At 42.0% G+C, this 19,047-nt stretch carries 18 protein-coding genes; all 18 read right to left on the bottom strand.

All coding sequences use genetic code 11. From position 1 onward, the window contains the following. Positions 1–55: 55 nt before the first annotated feature. Complete coding sequence (locus tag SporoP8_RS16360) at positions 56–1,018, bottom strand: PhoH family protein (RefSeq protein WP_198166038.1); 963 nt, start codon at positions 1,016–1,018, stop codon at positions 56–58. A gap of 5 nt (positions 1,019–1,023) precedes the next feature. Continuing rightward, positions 1,024–2,115 (bottom strand): sporulation protein YqfD, encoded by a 1,092-nt coding sequence (locus tag SporoP8_RS16355; RefSeq protein WP_085133498.1) that lies wholly within the window; start codon positions 2,113–2,115, stop codon positions 1,024–1,026. Further along, complete coding sequence (locus SporoP8_RS16350; protein ID WP_085133497.1) at positions 2,105–2,362, bottom strand: YabP/YqfC family sporulation protein; 258 nt, start codon at positions 2,360–2,362, stop codon at positions 2,105–2,107. The genes SporoP8_RS16355 and SporoP8_RS16350 overlap by 11 nt, the downstream gene beginning before the upstream one ends. A gap of 47 nt (positions 2,363–2,409) precedes the next feature. Then, positions 2,410–2,934, bottom strand: a complete 525-nt coding sequence (locus SporoP8_RS16345) for a hypothetical protein (protein WP_085133496.1) — start codon at positions 2,932–2,934, stop codon at positions 2,410–2,412. Positions 2,935–2,967: 33 nt separating this feature from the next. Next, the gene (floA, locus tag SporoP8_RS16340) at positions 2,968–3,960 is read right to left on the bottom strand and encodes a flotillin-like protein FloA (protein WP_085133714.1); all 993 of its coding nucleotides are present in this window, start codon (positions 3,958–3,960) and stop codon (positions 2,968–2,970) included. Further along, on the bottom strand, positions 3,960–5,294 hold the full coding sequence (locus SporoP8_RS16335; RefSeq protein WP_085133495.1) for an NfeD family protein: 1,335 nt from the start codon (positions 5,292–5,294) through the stop codon (positions 3,960–3,962). The genes floA and SporoP8_RS16335 overlap by 1 nt, the downstream gene beginning before the upstream one ends. An 813-nt stretch (positions 5,295–6,107) precedes the next feature. After that, on the bottom strand, positions 6,108–6,281 hold the full coding sequence (rpsU, locus tag SporoP8_RS16330) for a 30S ribosomal protein S21 (RefSeq protein WP_029054680.1): 174 nt from the start codon (positions 6,279–6,281) through the stop codon (positions 6,108–6,110). Positions 6,282–6,425: 144 nt separating this feature from the next. Next, positions 6,426–7,097 (bottom strand): deoxyribose-phosphate aldolase, encoded by a 672-nt coding sequence (deoC, locus tag SporoP8_RS16325; protein ID WP_085133712.1) that lies wholly within the window; start codon positions 7,095–7,097, stop codon positions 6,426–6,428. 94 nt (positions 7,098–7,191) lie between these two features. Next, the gene (gene mtaB, locus SporoP8_RS16320) at positions 7,192–8,532 is read right to left on the bottom strand and encodes a tRNA (N(6)-L-threonylcarbamoyladenosine(37)-C(2))-methylthiotransferase MtaB (RefSeq protein WP_085133494.1); all 1,341 of its coding nucleotides are present in this window, start codon (positions 8,530–8,532) and stop codon (positions 7,192–7,194) included. 16 nt (positions 8,533–8,548) lie between these two features. Next, positions 8,549–9,289 carry a 16S rRNA (uracil(1498)-N(3))-methyltransferase gene (locus SporoP8_RS16315; protein WP_085133493.1) on the bottom strand — a complete coding sequence of 247 codons (741 nt, stop codon included), beginning with the start codon at positions 9,287–9,289 and terminating at the stop codon, positions 8,549–8,551. A gap of 2 nt (positions 9,290–9,291) precedes the next feature. Then, positions 9,292–10,236 (bottom strand): 50S ribosomal protein L11 methyltransferase, encoded by a 945-nt coding sequence (gene prmA, locus SporoP8_RS16310; protein ID WP_085133492.1) that lies wholly within the window; start codon positions 10,234–10,236, stop codon positions 9,292–9,294. A 15-nt stretch (positions 10,237–10,251) separates the two neighbouring features. Further along, positions 10,252–11,373, bottom strand: coding sequence for a molecular chaperone DnaJ (gene dnaJ / locus SporoP8_RS16305; RefSeq protein ID WP_085133491.1), 1,122 nt, complete (start codon positions 11,371–11,373; stop codon positions 10,252–10,254). Positions 11,374–11,509: 136 nt separating this feature from the next. After that, entirely contained in the window at positions 11,510–13,345 is a 1,836-nt protein-coding gene (gene dnaK, locus SporoP8_RS16300) for a molecular chaperone DnaK (protein ID WP_085133490.1), read from the bottom strand. Between the two features lie 38 nt (positions 13,346–13,383). Next, entirely contained in the window at positions 13,384–13,965 is a 582-nt protein-coding gene (grpE, locus tag SporoP8_RS16295; protein ID WP_085133489.1) for a nucleotide exchange factor GrpE, read from the bottom strand. Then, positions 13,962–15,017, bottom strand: coding sequence for a heat-inducible transcriptional repressor HrcA (hrcA, locus tag SporoP8_RS16290; protein ID WP_085133488.1), 1,056 nt, complete (start codon positions 15,015–15,017; stop codon positions 13,962–13,964). Before hrcA ends, grpE begins: the two co-directional genes overlap by 4 nt. A 90-nt stretch (positions 15,018–15,107) precedes the next feature. Continuing rightward, a complete protein-coding gene (hemW, locus tag SporoP8_RS16285) occupies positions 15,108–16,247 on the bottom strand; it encodes a radical SAM family heme chaperone HemW (RefSeq protein WP_085133487.1) in 1,140 nt (379 codons plus the stop codon). A gap of 72 nt (positions 16,248–16,319) precedes the next feature. After that, entirely contained in the window at positions 16,320–18,143 is a 1,824-nt protein-coding gene (gene lepA / locus SporoP8_RS16280; protein ID WP_085133486.1) for a translation elongation factor 4, read from the bottom strand. A gap of 83 nt (positions 18,144–18,226) precedes the next feature. After that, the gene (spoIIP, locus tag SporoP8_RS16275; protein WP_232319170.1) at positions 18,227–19,027 is read right to left on the bottom strand and encodes a stage II sporulation protein P; all 801 of its coding nucleotides are present in this window, start codon (positions 19,025–19,027) and stop codon (positions 18,227–18,229) included. Positions 19,028–19,047 lie beyond the last annotated feature (20 nt).

Raw genomic sequence — 19,047 nt, 5'->3', positions numbered from 1 at the left:
TTCCTCACATGATGGTGTAACTATGTATATTCATCATTCAAAAAAAAGCAGTCAATTAATTAGTTGACTGCTCTTTCTCATATGCATCAATGATCTTCGCTACAATCGGATGTCGGACTACGTCACCTTGTTCCAAATACATGAATTGGATATCTTGCACATTCTTCAAAATATGTTCTGCAACATTGAGACCGGAATCTACACCGCGAGGTAAATCAATTTGCGTTTTATCACCTGTGATGACCATTTTCGATCCAAAACCGAGACGAGTTAAAAACATTTTCATTTGCGCTTTCGTTGTATTTTGAGCTTCGTCCAAAATAACGAATGCATCGTCAAGCGTTCTGCCACGCATGTACGCCAATGGTGCAATTTCAATGACGCCACGTTCCATAAGACGTTCTGTATGTTCGGCTCCCAGCACATCGTGTAACGCATCGTAAAGAGGGCGAAGGTATGGGTCGACTTTTTCTTTCAAATCGCCTGGAAGGAATCCTAAGCTCTCTCCAGCTTCAACAGCAGGTCGGGTCAACACAATTCGCTTTACTGAACCTGTTTTCATTGCCTGCACAGCCATCACGACAGCGAGATACGTCTTTCCTGTTCCGGCAGGTCCGATACAAAACACTAGATCTCTTGAACGAATTGCTTGGACGTATTCTCTTTGGCCGATCGTCTTTGCACGAATGACCTTTCCTTTTGTGTTGCGTGCGATTTCTTCTTCGTATAAAGAAGAGAAATATTCAATCGTGCCGTTTTTCGCCATTTCGATCGCTGTTGCTACATCGCGTAAATTGATATTAATCCCTTTACGGATAACTTTCAATAACTGCTCGAGCAATGTTTTCGCAGCTACCGCTTGTTCTTCCGCTCCACTGATCGAGATATTTTCACCTCTAGTGTGGATTGAAACTTTCAATTCCTCTTCAATTAGATTCATGTTCTGATCGGAAATGCCAAGAAGCATAATCGCTTCGTTCGGTTCTTCAATATGAAGTTGAAGTAAATGTTCGCTCAATATTTTCAGTCTCCTTGAGTTATAGGTCGTTTTTCAGCAATGTTTTCATTAAGTAAAAATAGTATAGTCCCACTCACTTTATCATTAGTGAAGGATACATGTAAAATGTTTTCTTCCTTAATTATGCGCTCATCTGTTTTCTTTGACAATAAATCGTACTTAATCAATGGCAATATGATGGTCTCTTCCATTCCTTTTTTCAGAAATACTTCCTGGGTGTGATTTTCTTTCACCTTATCAATAATAATGGGATTTCTAAAACTTATATCTTTTATCTGGTTACCCATCCATGGCTTTTGCCAACTGATATTCACGTTTTCTTCTCCTTGAATCGAATAACTAATCGTCCGGGGTAATTCAAAATGACATTCTAACCAGTAATCAGCAAATACTTCTCCATCCGCCCCTACTACTGCCGTTTTCTCTCCTTGTTCTAGAATACCTGTTGCCAACATATCACCTTTTTTTACGGTCTGATGAATGATACTCGCTCTTTCTCCTCTTGTTAATGCAAAGCGTGTAATTACTCCTCCTGTTTTTGCTACTAGATGGGAGGGCTTTTCTTTCACTTCTTCTTTCACTTCAGTGGACAGTGGTGCAAGCATCGGTGAAACCGTTAACGAAGTACCTGCCTTTGAGAACCGGATCCAAGATAGCGAGGGTTCATCTTGCATCAACAGTCGACGAATTTCATCTTCCTCCGGTAATTTGGATAATAAAGTAGGCGCAGTAATTCGCGCTTTCTTCATCTTGGTTTCCATTCGTTGCGCAATTTCTGGGACATCACTCTCCACCGTGATATTCCAAAGAAACAGCGAGGCAACTAGTGGGATGAAACAGACGATTAAAAACAAGAATGATGCGAATAGCCGATGCTGAACAGTATCCTGACCTTTACGCCTGATTTGTACTTTCACACGGTACTTTCTTCTGTAACGACGGATAATATGAATTCCTTTTGAATCCGTTTCAAAAAACATAGCACTTCCAGAGACATACAAGCTGCTGATCTTGACATGCTCTCTCTGTAATCTACTTAGAAAAACAGAACCGTTACGAACATCTTTCACCTGAACTTCAAATCGTTTAGGACTCATGGCTGTTTCCTTCTTCAGGCGTAAAACGCACCGTCACTTCCTGTAGTTCATCGATCGATATATGGGCGTGTTGTTCAGTCAGCATTAGAACCGTTACATCTTCTCCTTTAACAGTCATGACATAGTCATTCGTTTGAAAGGATACGGATTGTTCGCTTAATGCGAGCAAGCGATAGTTGCCAGTAATCCGCAATGAGTTGAATTCATCTAGAATAATGGATGGATGAAGTGCGAATAATTTTTTCATGAAAAAACCCCCTGTCTCATCCTATGAAAAGACAGGGGGCGGCATGATTACCGTTTTGATTTTGGTGGACCTAAAATTTCTGCATAGACGATTCCTTGCATGATCTGCTGAGGTGTTCTTGGAATCAAGTCTTCTTGCAAAATTTGTTCATCTTCTAACATGATGGACTGGTTCTCTCCGTGCAGTCTACCTCTGCCCGTTTGACGCTCCGGACGTGACGCAGAAACGGGTTTAGCCGGTTTCTTAGGTTCTGCATAGAAGACTTCCGACTGAGGCGCCTGCGACTTTACAGGCTGTCCAGGTTCCTTCGTTTCTTGTTGGAGATCTTGGAATTCCTTTTGAATATCTTCGAATAGGTTCCTAGATAACTCCTTCAACGAACGCGGCTTTTCTTCTGGAGTTGCATTAGTCCGCGGAGTTTCTCTTTGATTCATTTGGCGTTGAGTTGGTTGAGCTGGCCATTGCTGACTAGTCGGTCGCTTCGGTTGTCGATCTGGTTTCTCTTGGTCTTTCTTTTTACCGAATAGAGATCCCAGAGCCAGCATAATGACCAAAATTATCAGTTGTTCCATTATGCATCCCCTTCCCGGGAATTCATCTCGTTATTATTGATCTTTCTTTGGTTGTTGATCCGAACCTGTTTTGCTGATAGAATCTCGCATGCTTGTATCTGCTTGGATATTTTTATAATTCATATAATCCATGATTCCGATATTTCCTGAACGCAAAGCTTCTGCCATAGCTAAAGGTACTTCGGCTTCTGCACCCACAACTTTCGAGCGCATTTCCTGAGTTTTTGCCTTCATCTCTTGTTCATTCGCAACAGCCATCGCACGGCGTTCTTCCGCTTTTGCTTGGGCAATGTTTTTATCCGCCATCGCTTGTTCAGTCTGAAGTTCCGCGCCGATGTTTTTACCGATATCCACGTCGGCAATATCAATCGAAAGAATTTCAAACGCAGTACCTGAATCCAAACCTTTTTTCAGAACGGTTTGAGAAATCATATCCGGATTTTCTAGTACTTTTGCGTGGCTGATAGAAGAACCAATTGTCGATACGATACCTTCACCAACACGGGCAACGACAGTTTCTTCACCTGCACCACCGACGAGACGGTCGATGTTTGCACGGACTGTGATACGGGCTTTCGCTTTTACTTCGATACCATTCATCGCAACACCTGCGATAAATGGTGTTTCGATCACTTTCGGGTTAACGGACATTTGAACTGCTTCCAATACGTCACGTCCTGCCAAGTCAATTGCTTGCGCTCTTTCGAAAGTCAAATCAATGTTCGCACGTTGTGCAGCAATCAATGCATTCACAACGCGGTCTACGTTACCACCTGCCAAGTAATGGCTTTCAAGCTGGTTGATCGATACTGTCAGACCCGCTTTATGTGCTTTAATTAACGGGTTAACTACTCTGCTTGGGATAACCCGACGTAAACGCATACCGACTAACGTGAAGATACTTACTCGTACGCCTGCCGCCATTGCGGAAATCCATAGCGTGACTGGCACAAATGTAAAGAATACCGCCAGTACGATGATGATAATGAAGACTGCAGCTACCAGTCCGATTGTTCCTAGTCCCATCATAAGCCTTGTTCCTCCTCTTTCATCTCTCTAACTACAATTCTAAAGCCTTCTACTGCTACGACAACTACTTTTTTACCACTCTCGATATACCGACCTTCTGATACTACATCGATTCGTTCACCGTCCAACTCGGCAACACCCGATGGATAAAGTGGTGTAATGGTTGTGGCAACTTTCTGCAACAATTCATTACGATTTTTATTGGAGACATAACCGCTTTCAGTATCCATCGTATCCATTAAAATGATTTTATTCAACAGATGAAGTTTTTTACCGAAGAATTTCATAATAACCACTGCTCCTATACATGCTACGGCTATCGCAATTAGCACCGAGATTGCCATGAATGCCAAGTTTGTGCCTGCCAATAAAATACTTCCTATGATAGCCAAGATCCCGAAGATACCCGCTATTCCCCCCGCTACAAAGAATTCGGCAATAATGAGTGCAACGCCGAGCAGGAATAATAACAATGTTTCATAACCCGCGAGCCCCGCTACTGTATGTCCATAGAAGAATAAAAACAGAGCTGTTAACCCCATACTTCCCGGCACACCGAAGCCTGGTGAATATAATTCTACAATCAGTCCGAGACTTGCAACAGAAAGTAAAATCGGTACAACGACCGGATTGGTGATGAATCGCGCCATTTTCTCTGTAAATGTTTCCGTTGTAGAAATAACTTGCGCGTCTTCCAAATCCAGCTTCTTAAGTAACTCATCAAATGAAGCCACTGTACCTTCACTGTACCCTACCTGTTCTGCTTCGTCAGCAGTGAGAGTCAGAAGTTCCCCTTTTTGCGCACGCAAGTCCGGCAGATCAATTTCAGGATTTGCCATTGCTAGTGCATATTGTGGATCACGGTCTGAGTGCTTTGCGGCATTTTTCATTTGCGCCAACCAATAACTATTGGCTTTCGTTTCTGCTGCATTTCCAGAACCATCGATGACTTGTGCAGCACCGATCGAACCGTTTGGTGTCATGTAGATTTCATCTGCATAGAGCGCAAGGAAAGCTCCGGCAGATAGTGCACGATCGTTGATGAAAGCAACAATTTTCACATCATCCGTTGTTTCCATCAGTTTTGCGATTTGATCAGCAGCGTCTACAAACCCTCCTGGAGTGTCTATATCCAGCACAATCGTCTCTGCACCTTCAGCTTTGGCTTCTTTGAATGAACGCTGTAGGAAAGCATGCAGCCCCTTTTCTACTTCTTGATGAAGGGGTACTCGATATACTTTTGTTTCAGCTGCATCTGAGTGTATAAAAGGCAATGCGATTGTACCGATGAATAAAATGAGCAGAAAAACTGACCTAATCATTTTAGACATTATTTTCTCACCTCTCTCTACTGCCTATTATACTTACTATTTACGTTTGAAGAAGCATTTGGTTTCATTTAATCGTAATTAAATAAAAGTTTTTCTTTCTGTTGTGTCATAGCTTGTTAGTATATGGATTATATATGGAAAAAATGAGCAGAATAGATGAAGCCTTGTTTAAAGTTGTAGAGGATGAGGGTTGAATTAGAAGAGTGAATTAGTGTCTATGAGGGGATGGAAGCTCCAGCTGGCGGACGCTTTCCCATGGGCCTGCGGTGAGCCAACTGTTCGCAAGTGCAAAGATATGCTCCTAACGCTTCGCTTTTACTCGCAAAAGCCGTTCTTTGTGACGGCTCTCGCTCTCTTAGTTGTCTCAACTGATCAGGCTGATCCATCGGGAGTCACCGCCAGCTTCCGCTTCCATCCTACTTATTGAGTGGAGATACTTAGAATATTCATCGGAGCTAGTGAGTGAATTATTTTTGTGCCTAAACTTAATTAAGTTCAAGTTCAAAATAGATTATAAACATAACCTCAATGCACAACAAAAAGTATCATCCATTTACATTGCAAGGGAGTGGCGCGTAGGAGGGCTCCCAGGGGATCAGTTCGACAGGCGAGACAACCAAGGGAGCTTGTGACTGGTTGGCTCGCCGCGAACCCTCCGAAGTGCTAATCCCCACCCCTATACCTTCGCCAACAACTCCTATAAATGGCTTAGTAAATTCCAGACAATAAAATAAACCGAAAATCCAAGGATGGATTTTCGGTTTATAAGAAATTACATTAGTAGGTAATATCAAAATTCAATGTAGGCAGAAATTAGAACTTGCGCTTACGAGCAGCTTCTGATTTCTTTTTACGTTTTACACTTGGCTTATCATAGAATTCACGCTTTCTACTCTCTTGTATTGTACCACTCTTGGATACAGTACGTTTGAAGCGGCGAAGAGCGTCTTCAAGTGATTCATTTTTGCGAACGACTGTCTTAGTCATATCTCTTGTCCCTCCCTCCAAACACACACTTCGAAACATAGCACTTTGCTATGTACTATAAAATTATATCGTATATTTTCTGTTTGGTCAATAAAAACTATTAGAATATCATGAGAAGTTTTATGAATTACTCTTTTAAAGTGATCAATAATCGCTCGATGACGATAGGCCTTGCATGATGGAAACACCCGAACTCGCACCAATACGTGTTGCACCCGACTCCATCATACGATCTACGTCTTCTGCACTGCGCACACCGCCACTTGCTTTAACTCCAATTGCCGGACCTACTACAGCACGCATCAGCTTCACGTCTTCCGGAGTTGCACCGCCAGTAGAGAATCCAGTCGATGTTTTGACAAAGTCCGCTCCTGCGAGCACCGCAAGTTCACATGCCGTGCGTTTTTGGATATCGTCCAACAATGAGGTTTCGATGATCACTTTTACTAAAGCCTGATCTTTTGCTGCTTCCACGACGGCTACAATGTCATTTTGCACTTGTTCAAGCAATCCACTTTGTAATGCACCAATATTGATCACCATATCCACTTCTGTGGCACCGTTAGCAATCGCGTCTTTAGCCTCAAAAGCTTTAACTTCGGGTGTGCTTGCACCTAAAGGAAAACCGATCACGGTGCATACTTTTACCTCCGTACCCTGTAAAGCCTCTGCAGCTGTTTTCACCCAAGTCGGATTAATACAGACTGAAGCAAAGGAATATTTTTTTGCTTCTTCACATAATGCCAGTACTTGCTGTTTTGTTGCTTCTGCCTTTAACAGCGTATGATCGATATAAGCGGCATAGTTTGTAGTCAATGAAAGCGCTCCTTTTTTACGTACCGTTTTTTTCAGTATAACAAAGCTTACATTTTGTTGCACGAAAAAGACCACCCATTACAGGTGGTCCAAATTAAATCATGATTTTTTCTTCTGTAAGCACACGAACCGGTTGACCTTCATTGTAAGGATAGCCCGCTTTCGTGATTTTCACTTTTACAATTTGTCCAATCATCGTTTCATCTGCAGGCAAGACTACTTTCAAATAATTATCTGTATAGCCTACATAGAGATTCTGTTCAGTGTCGTCCTTAAAGATTTCTTCTGGAATAACTTCGAGTACTTCGCCTTCAAAACGAGCAGCATAATTTTTTGCTAACTGATCGTTCAACGTTAATAAGCGGTGGACGCGTTCGTTTTTCACGCTTTCGTCAATTTGATCTTCCATACGAGCAGCAGGTGTGCCAGTTCTTTTCGAATAAGGGAACACATGGAGTTCAGAAAACTTATGGTCACGAATGAAATTATACGTCTCCATGAACTCTTCTTCCGTCTCACCAGGGAAGCCTACGATGACATCAGAAGTAATAGCAAGGTCAGGCAACGCTTCGTTCAGACGAGTTAAACGATCAGAGAAGAACTCCATTGTGTATTTACGGCGCATCCGTTTTAGTACAGTATCTGAACCTGACTGAATAGGGATATGCAAGTGGCGTACAACAATATTAGAGTCGCGTAATACATCAATTACTTCGTCTGTTAATTGGCTCGCTTCGATTGAACTAATACGAAGACGTTTCAATCCTTTTACTTGCTGCTCCAAGTCACGCAACAGACGAGCTAAGTTATAGCCTTTTAGATCTTCACCGTAACCACCTGTATGAATACCTGTTAAGACGATTTCAAGATAGCCTGCGTCGACGAGTTGCTGTGCCTGATGAATAACTTCTTCAGGATTACGTGAGCGCATTAACCCTCTAGCCCATGGAATGATACAGAACGTACAGAAGTTATTACAACCTTCTTGTATTTTTAATGAAGCACGTGTGCGATCTGTAAATGACGGTACGTCGAGTTCTTCATAGACACGGTTTTTCATAATGTTGCGCACCGCATTAATCGGTTGGCGCTCTTCACGGAATTGTTCGATCAGCCCAAGTAGTTTCGAACGATCTTGTGTACCTACAACAATATCCACACCTGGAATTGCCATAATTTCTGCTGGTGATGTTTGTGCATAACAACCAGTTACACAGATTACTGCGTCTGGATTTTTACGAATAGCACGACGAATTACTTGTCGGCTCTTTTTATCACCAGTATTCGTTACGGTACATGTATTAATAACATAGACATCAGAATTCTTATCAAACTCTACTCTTTCATAGTCTGCTTCTTGAAACAGTTGCCAAATAGCTTCTGTTTCATAATGATTCACTTTGCAGCCCAGTGTATGAAAAGCAACTGAAGACATAAGTTGTTCACTTCTTTCATTCAAATTCATAAGACATAGCGGACAATACATATAAAGGTGCTGTTTCCGTGCGTAAGATTCTAGGTCCTAACGACACTGGGAGGAAACCTGCATCTTGAAGTAAAGCGGCTTCTTCCCGCGTTAATCCGCCTTCCGGTCCAAAAACAACTACTATCGATTGTCCATGATACACGTTTTTCAGACGGTCCGCAATCTTATGCGGCATATCACTTTTCGCATCTTCTTCATCCGCAAACAATTTGACATCAAAGGAATCTGTATACATGATCAGTTGCTTGACGCTTTGGACGGATAAAATCTCCGGTACTCGGTTACGATGACTTTGTTCAGCAGCTTCCTTAGCAATTTTTTGCAAACGTTCTATACGTTTATCGCCTTTTTTAGTATCCCATTTGACGATAGAACGACTTGCAGCAAAAGGAATCAATCGACTCATACCTAGTTCGGTACTTTTTTGCGTTATCAAATCAAGTTTATCGCCTTTAGGCAACCCGCAGGCAATCGTTACAGATATCGGTAACTCGTTATCTTTATCCAGTTGTCTCTGCTGCGAAACGGTAACGATGTCTTCAGAAACACTGTCGATCATTGCTACCGAAGCTTCGCCATCATAGACAGTCAGGATTTCCTGACCCGGCGTCATGCGCATCACTTTGACAATATGCTTATAATCATCCCCGCCGATTGCTACTTGACGCTGCTCATTAAATGGTTGATCCAGAAAATAACGTTGCATGATTATTCACTACCCTTACGCGCAATGATCGCTACCCAATCTTCCATGAGAACCGTTTCCAAAATCTCAAAGCCTTGCGCCATTAGGTCGTTACGCACTTCGTCCCGTTTCGCACCAATAATACCGGATGTAATGAATAGTCCACCTGGTTTAACGAGTTGATATGCATCTTGGGAAAACGACATGATAACTTCCGCTAGTATATTCGCAATAATCATGTCTGGTGGTTCTTCTATCGAATCGAGAAGATTACCTTTCAAGACGGTAATGCGATCATCTGCATCGTTATACGTCACATTCTCCTGTGCAGCACGTACAGCTACTTCATCCAAGTCAAGTGCAGTAATGTGCTTTGCTCCAAGTAAGGCAGCACCGATTGCTAGTACTCCTGAACCTGTTCCTACATCGACAATCATTTGATCAGGTTGAAGGTATTTCTCCAAAGCTTGTAAACAGAGGACTGTCGTAGGATGTGTACCCGTACCGAATGCCATTCCCGGATCCAATTCGATAATCAACTCATCAGATTCCACTGGTGTATACTCTTCCCATGTAGGTACAATTGTAAAACGTTTCGATATTTTCACCGGATGGAAATATTGTTTCCACGAGTTAGCCCAATCTTCTTCATCCACCTCTGTGATGCCTATAGTAAAGCGTCCAGGATTTAATGAAAATTGACGAAGGCCTTCAATTTCCAATTCAAGATTTTCAACTGTTTCATTGATGAAGCTAGTGACAGGCAAATAGGCTTTTATAATGACACCTTCGATTGGGAAGTCACCTTTATCTAGTGCATATATTTCACCGTACTGGTCTACCCGTTCTTTACCAGGTTCTTCGGAGTCTTCAATTACAACTCCGCTCGCACCCGCTTCATGCAAGATGTTCGCTACCGCCTCAGTTGCTTCATGTGTCGTGTGCACGGAAACTTCAGACCATTTCACAGTTAGTCAATCCTTTCATTCACCTTTAAAAGTGCGTTTGATTTTATCGAAGAATGAGCTAGAATACTCATCAGGTGATTCACCCTCAATGGATGCAAACTCACGCAGTAATTCCTTTTGGCGCTCCGTCATCTTTTTCGGTGTAATCACTTTGACGATGACATGTTGGTCGCCTGTTCCATGACCGTGTACGTTTGGAACCCCTTTTCCACGGAGGCGGAAAGTTGTGCCGTTTTGTGTACCCGCCGGTATCTTCAACTTCACTTTTCCATGCACCGTCTGGACTTCGAGTTCGTCTCCTAATGATGCTTGTGGGAACGTCAAGTTCAACTCTAATATAATATCATCTTCTTCTCGAATGAAACGTTTATGTGGACGAACATTAAAGACGATGTACAAGTCTCCAGGAGGTCCTCCATTAATTCCTGCTTCACCTTGACCGCCTACCCGTAAACGTTGTCCTTGATCTACACCAGCAGGGATCGTTATTTTGATGACTTTGTTTTTCGTTACGCGACCTTTACCACGGCATGCTTCACATTTTTCAGGAATAATTTTCCCTGTACCCTGGCATGTAGGGCATGTTCTGCGGTTGACAACTTGACCAAATGGTGTGTTTTGAGCGAATGAAACCTCACCCGCACCATTACATTCCGTACATGTTTTAACGCTTGTACCTTTCTTAGCACCAGTGCCGTCACACGTATCGCATTCTTCCTCGCGCGGGATGTCGATTTCTGTTTCTTTACCGAAAATTGCATCCATAAATTCGACTGTCATAGTATATTGCAAGTCATTACCTTTTTGCGGAGCATTTGGATCTCTTCTTCTTGCACTGCCACCGAAGAACGTACTAAAAATATCTTCAAAGCCGAAGCCATCTGCGCCTCCGCCACCGAATCCTCCGAAGCCTGCACCCGGTCCATTATGACCGTATTGATCATATTCGGCTCTTTTGTTCTCATCGCTCAACACTTCAAATGCTTCTGTTACTTCTTTAAATTTCACTTCCGCATCCGCTTCTTTATTTAAATCCGGATGGAACTTCTTAGAAAGTGTACGGTATGCTTTGCGGATCTCTTCCTTCGTAGCGGATTTAGATACGCCCAGCACCTCATAGTAATCTCGTTTACTCATCATTGCACCCCTCATCGCATTTTACCTGTTGTCCATTGTAACACGTTGATATTGAATTTTGTTAAGTTAACAAACGAAAAAGTCAAAGCCGGAATTTCGGACTTTGACTTTTCCGTCAATAGCTATTTCAATTTACTTATTTATTGTCTTTGTCGTCTTCTACTTCTTCGAAATCTGCATCCACTACACCGTCGTCTTCTTGACCTGGTTGTGCATCGCCTTGAGCAGCTTGTGCTTCTGCAGCAGCTTGCTCATATAGTTTTACAGATAGAGCTTGGACTAATTCGTCAAGTTTTTCTTTCTTCGTACGAATTTGATCAAGGTCTCCAGATTCATTAGCAGCTTTCAATTCTTCCAACGCCGCTTCTGCTTCTTTCACTTCCGCTTCATCCACTTTTCCTTCTATATCTTTAAGTGTCTTTTCAGCCATAAATACTAGCTGATCCGCTTCGTTGCGAAGTTCTGCTTCTTCTTTACGCTTTTTATCTTCTTCAGCGTGCGCTTCTGCATCTTTAACCATTTGATCGATCTCCTCATCAGAAAGGCCTGAGCTAGATTGGATCGTGATGTTCTGTTCTTTCTGTGTACCCATATCTTTCGCTTTAACATTTACGATACCGTTTTTGTCGATGTCGAATGTTACTTCGATTTGTGGTACACCCCGTGGTGCTGGTGGAATATCCGTCAATTGGAAACGACCTAATGTTTTATTGTCAGTTGCCATCGGACGCTCACCTTGCAATACATGGATATCTACTGCTGGCTGGTTGTCAGCTGCTGTAGAGAACACTTGTGATTTACTTGTAGGGATTGTCGTGTTGCGGTCGATTAGTTTTGTGAAAACAGAGCCCATTGTTTCGATACCTAATGATAGAGGTGTTACGTCAAGAAGTACAACGTCTTTTACGTCTCCAGTTAGGATGGAACCTTGAACTGCTGCCCCCATTGCCACTACTTCATCTGGGTTTACGCCTTTGAATGGCTCTTTGCCTGTTACATTTTTAATTGCTTCTTGTACTGCTGGAATACGTGTAGAACCACCAACTAAGATGACACGGTCGATGTCAGATGCTGATAGATCTGCATCTTTTAATGCTTGACGAGTTGGAATCATAGAACGTTCTACTAGGTTTGCAGTCAACTCATCGAATTTACCGCGAGTTAATGTGATTTCCATGTGTAATGGGCCTGCTTCTCCAGCTGTGATGAATGGAAGAGAGATTGAAGTAGACGTTACACCAGACAAGTCTTTCTTCGCTTTTTCAGCTGCATCTTTCAAACGTTGCATAGCCATTTTGTCTTTAGAAAGATCAATGGAGTTCTCTTTACGGAATTCCTGTACCAAGTAATCCATAATGATATCATCAAAGTCGTCTCCACCAAGTTTATTGTCACCTGCTGTTGAACGCACTTGGAATACTCCGTCACCAAGCTCAAGAATGGATACGTCAAACGTACCGCCACCTAGGTCATATACTAAGATAGTTTGATCTTCTTCTGTTTTATCCAAACCATAAGCAAGTGCTGCTGCTGTTGGCTCGTTGATGATACGCTCTACTTCAAGACCAGCGATTTTACCAGCATCTTTTGTTGCTTGACGCTGTGCATCGTTAAAGTACGCAGGAACTGTAATTACAGCCTTCGTTACTTTTTCGCCTAAGTATTCTTCAGCATAGCCCTTCATGTATTGAAGGATCATAGCAGAAACTTCTTGTGGAGAATATTCTTGGCCATCCACTTCTACTTTATAATCCGTACCCATATGTCTCTTAACAGACATAATTGTGTTAGGGTTTGTGATGGATTGACGTTTAGCTACTTCTCCTACTTGACGTTCGCCATTTTTGAATGCCACAACAGATGGTGAAGTTCTGTTACCTTCAGGGTTCGGAATTACTTTCGCTTCTCCGCCTTCATATACTGCTACTACCGAGTTTGTTGTTCCTAAGTCAATACCGATAATTTTACTCATGTGTAATTTTCCTCCTATAATGTGAATGCTGTAATTTTTTATTCGTTTACTTTAACCATTGACGGTCGTAGTACACGTTCTTTAAGTTTATATCCTTTTTGCAGTTCTTCCAAAACAATTCCAGAATCTTTATCTTCTTCATTGCCTGTCATCACTGCCTGATGGAAGTTCGGATCAAATTCTTGATCAAGGGCTTCGATTTCTTCCAATCCATCAGATTTCAAAGCTTCTACTAATGAACGGTAGACCATTTCCATCCCTGTTAAAAGTGCTTTCGTCTCTTCCTCTTTTGCTTCAACAGAAAGTGCGCGTTCAAAGTTATCCAGTACAGGCAACACATTAACCAGTACGTTTTGCGCACGGTATGTTTGCAACGTTTGATAGTCGAGTGAAGCTCGTCTCTTAACGTTTTCCATGTCTGCCAATACGCGTAATTTCTTACCCTCTTCTTCTTCAAGAGCTTTCGTTAATTCATCTATTTTTTTCTCAAGTTCTTGTTCTCTAGTGAGCTCTTCGACGACTTCTTCAACATCTTGCTGTTCTGTCGCTTCCGTTTGCTCTAGCTCATTTTCGGAAAGATTTTCATCTAGTTGCTCTTCAAACTCTTGGTTTTCTTTCACTTGTCTTGCCTCCCGTTCCCGTCTTTTCCGATGGTTAACCGATGAAGTGCAGAAGATAAATCACTGCTTAGTATATCGAGCAATGTAATGACTCTTCCGTAATCCATCCGCTTCGGACCGATAATTGCGATGGAACCTTCCATATTCTCTCCTGCCGAGTACGTGGAAGTAATCACGCTATAGTCTTCCATATCAATCACATTATTTTCAGAACCAATCCGAACTTGAATACCTTGTTCGTTTTTTTGGAAAAGCCCCATGGCAGGATTGCCTTTCTCTATCAACTCAAAAAATGATTGCATCTTCTGGAAGTCGTGAAATTCCGGTTGTTTCCACATATTCAATTTCCCACCAAAATACAATCGCTCTTCCGGCTCCACTGCCATTGCTTGTTGCAAGGAGCTGAATAATTGTTCAGCTTGGTGAATATGCTGTTCAAAAACATACTTCGCTTCGAGTTGCAATTTTTGTTGCAACTGCACAAGCGATGTGCCGATTAGGCGGTCATTTAAAATATTTACCGTCTTCTCAATTTCCGAAGCAGTAAGACCAGGTGGTACATCAAAAATCCGATTTTCCACATGTCCGTTATCAGTTACGATAATCGCCACTGCTCGTTGTTGATCTAATGGAACAATAGAGAATTTCTTCACGGCATGTGTAGATGTGTCAGGTCCAAGTAGGATGGACGTATAATTCGTCAAGTCAGATAGAATGGTTGCGGATTTCCGAATTAATTCTTCCGACTCTCCAACTCTCTCTTGAAACACTGTACGCAACTGCAAGCTGTCCTCCAGGCCTAGAGCTTGTGGTTGCAATAAATGGTCCACAAAGAACCGATAGCCTTTTTCGGAAGGCACTCTTCCAGATGATGTGTGAGTCTTTTCTAAATAACCCATATCCTCCAGATCCGCCATGTCATTCCGAATCGTTGCCGAACTAAATGGCGCTTCCGGCTTTTTCGACAGTTGTCTGGAACCAACCGGTTGTGCAGACTCGATGAAATCTTTCACTGTCAATTGTAGTATGAGCAATTGTCTGTTTGTCAACATGATCATCACTCCTGTTAGCACTCATTAACCTCGAGTGCTAATACTACTCATAATTTATCAAATTCTATTTTATATGTCAACGAATCAAACTCAATCTCCTAATAAAAATTCCTGAAATACCGAATTCCCTTGAAAAACACCTTTTCTAGTCAAGCGAAGATGGTCTCCATCCATTTCTAGAAGCCCTTGCTGTTGCATTTTTTCTATCGGTTTGCTGAATACTTTATCAATCGGCCGCTGAAATTTCTGCTCGAATTCTCGCATCGAAACTCCCTCAATGATTCGTAAACCTAGAAACATTTCTTCTTCCATTGATTCAGCAAGAGTTACTTCGTGTACTTCTTTACGAGGTAGCTTCCCTTCCTCCAATAGATTAATGTAATGTGTTAACGGTCCGACGTTCGCATAACGTTCTTTTCCTATATAACCGTGCGCACCTGCACCAATACCTGCATAGTGAGAGTTTTCCCAATAAATCAGATTATGAAACGAAGGATGATCAGTTTTTGCAAAATTACTGATTTCATATTGATCGCGGCCTGCTGCATTCATGCGTTCGATCACCATGGAGAACATTTCTGCTTCAATATCCTCCCCCGGTAACGGTAATTTCCCTTTGACCATGCGATTGTAAAAAACCGTTTTCGGTTCCACGATTAATGAATAGGCGGAATAATGAGGCAGGTCAAGCGCTAATGCACGATCGAGTGTTTCTTCCCACTCCTTCACTGTCTGAGTTGGTAAGCTGTACATTAAATCGATACTAATGTTTTCAAAGCCAACTTTACGCGCAGCCTTAATAACTTTCTCTACGTCTTCATTGGAATGCGTGCGTCCAATTTGTTTCAGTAATCGTTCGTTGAAGGTTTGCACACCGATAGACAAGCGATTCACACCTTTTTCCTTCAATATAGAAAGTTGCCCTTCCGATAAATCATCCGGATTTGCTTCCGTTGTAAATTCCTTCAATGCCTCGACATCGATATACTGTGAAACGATCGTCAGTAACCGGTCGAGCTGGGCGATGTTGAGTGCTGTCGGTGTGCCACCGCCTAAGAAAACGGTTTCCACTTCATCAAAAGAATAACCCACTTCTTTCATATAATAAAACTCTTTGCCAATCGATTCGATGTATTGATCGACTGGTTGGTTTTTTAGAAATACTTTATTGAAATCGCAATAATGACAAATTTGCTGGCAAAACGGTATATGGATATACACTCCCCGCATGCAGTCACTTCCTTTGTGTAAGTATGTAAACGGCAAAAAGAGGGCGATTTGCCCCCTTTTCGCTGAATTTAATTAATCTTCATCCATCTTCAAAACCGCCATGAATGCTTCTTGTGGAACTTCCACTGAGCCTACTTGCTTCATCTTTTTCTTACCTTCTTTTTGTTTCTCAAGCAGTTTACGCTTACGAGAAATATCTCCACCGTAACATTTTGCTAAAACGTTTTTCCCCATCGATTTGATAGTTGAACGTGCAACGATTTTCTGCCCGATTGCTGCTTGCACAGGAACCTCAAACTGTTGTCTTGGAATTAACGACTTCAGTTTTTCAACGATTGCCTTCCCACGTTCGTAGCTAAAGTCATTGTGCACGATAAAGCTCAACGCATCGACAGTTTCCCCGTTTAACAAAATGTCCATCTTAACGAGTTTCGATCGCTTATAGCCAATCAATTCATAATCTAGGGAGGCGTACCCTTTTGTACTAGACTTTAATTGGTCAAAGAAGTCATAAACAATTTCAGCTAATGGCAGTTCATAAATGATATTGACACGGGATGCGTCCATATAATCCATTGTCATGAAATCTCCACGTTTACGCTGACAGAGCTCCATGACGGATCCTACGTAATCATTCGGTACCATAATGGAAGCTTTAACATATGGTTCTTCAACAAAGTCTACTTTTTGTGCACTAGGCATCATCGATGGGTTATCGACGTTCATCGTCGAACCATCCGTTAAGTTTACTTTATAAATAACGCTCGGCGCTGTCGTGATCAAGTCGATGTTGAATTCGCGTTCGATTCGTTCTTGAATGATCTCCATATGCAACAGTCCAAGGAAACCACAACGGTAACCGAAGCCTAACGCTTGAGATGTCTCTGGCTCATATTCAAGTGCAGAATCATTCAGTTCGAGCTTTTCAAGCGCTTCACGCAAATCGTTGTATTTGGATGTATCGATTGGATACAGTCCACAGAACACCATCGGATTCATACGACGGTAACCTGGCAATGCTTCCTCTGCAGGATCATTGACAAGTGTTATTGTATCCCCCACTTGAGTATCGCCTACCGTTTTAATGGAAGCAGATAAGAATCCTACATCTCCAACTGTCAATTCGTCACGTGGAGAAATACTTGGAGTGAAAACACCTAGTTCCAGTACTTCAAATTCTTTACCTGTTGCCATCATGCGAATCATATCGCCAGGCTTTACTTTTCCTTCTACGATACGAATATTGACAATAACACCTTTATATTGATCATAGTGAGAGTCAAAGATCAACGCTTTCAATGGCGCTTCCGGATCTCCTTGAGGTGCTGGCACTTTTTCTACGATCTGTTCTAAGATTTCATCAATCCCAATTCCCGCTTTCGCAGAAGCTAAAACTGCTTCAGATGCATCTAATCCAATCACATCTTCAATTTCTCTTTTCACACGATCCGGATCAGCTGCCGGGAGGTCGATTTTATTAATAACAGGTAATATTTCTAAATCATTGTCTAACGCCAGATAAACGTTCGCCAATGTTTGTGCTTCGATGCCTTGCGCAGAATCTACTACAAGAATAGCCCCTTCACAAGCAGCTAAACTTCTTGACACTTCATATGTGAAGTCTACGTGTCCTGGTGTATCGATCAAATGGAATGTATAGTCTTCACCATTCAATGCTGTATAGACTAACTGAACGGCATTCAATTTAATGGTGATACCGCGTTCACGTTCCAGGTCCATCGAATCCAATGATTGGGCCTTCATGTTACGTGTTTTCACTATTTCTGTTTTTTCTAATATCCGATCCGCCAGCGTTGATTTCCCGTGGTCGATATGGGCAATGATAGAAAAATTTCGAATGTTTTTTTGACGTGCTGCTCTCTGCTCTTGATTCATCACTGTTCACTCCTACATGTACGTACCTATTTAAGCTACTTGAATTATAGCAGTGAACGGTTCAGACTTCAATATTTGAAAGATTATTGCACAATCATCATAGCGGAAACAGATTCACCAATAACAGAGATCGTTTGGTTGATCTCCATTTCTGTATTACCCACACCACCCATTTCGAGTAAAATGATGCTTGTATTTAGATCTTGATTGTATTTACCATCGACACCACGTCCACCTTTAATAATGACCTCCCGTGTAATGCCAGGCACTAATTTTTCCATCTCATTTTTCAATTGCTTCGCTTTGGCCAGGTTCCGTTCGTAATAGGGGTGGTCTCTTCCAATTACAAATGCCACTTTTGCATAGCGTTGACCGGCGTGTGTTATCGTCGTTTTTGAAGGCCCTAGCGAATCTCTATGCATGTCGATGACTAAGTCATAAGATTGCTCGTTAACCTTCTTTTCCACATAGGGTCTAATCGCAGCATAAGAGCGATGATACGGTATCTTCTTTTGTTGCATGATTTTCACAATATCGATATCGAGCTGTTCTGCTGCAAGGCCATGTGAAATTAAATTCTCTTTTAGCCTCTCGCCCACTTTTAAAATATTCTCAGAATGATGAGATACCGCCACTTTTCCATTCGCCGCTTGCGTAATAGGTTCATACGCTTCATGTGAGTGAGTCGAATAAATCAACACATTTCCTTCTGTCTTCGGTCGAATATCTTCTTCCAACACATTGGATGCGTAGACAATTGTGCTCGGTTCCTTTAACGAGAGGGCAGTGGAAATGGTTGGCTGTTTGGGAATGTACTGCAATACAACAGGAAAGATGAACAATACAAAAATAACGCTCATCCAGATTTGCAAAGTTTTTTTCATAGTAATCCCTCCATCTTCCA

Origin of the sequence: Sporosarcina ureae (assembly GCF_002101375.1) — a bacterium.
In the GTDB taxonomy this organism is placed as follows: Bacteria; Bacillota; Bacilli; order Bacillales_A; family Planococcaceae; genus Sporosarcina; species Sporosarcina ureae_B.
This window is presented reverse-complemented; position numbering and strand designations above follow the sequence as displayed.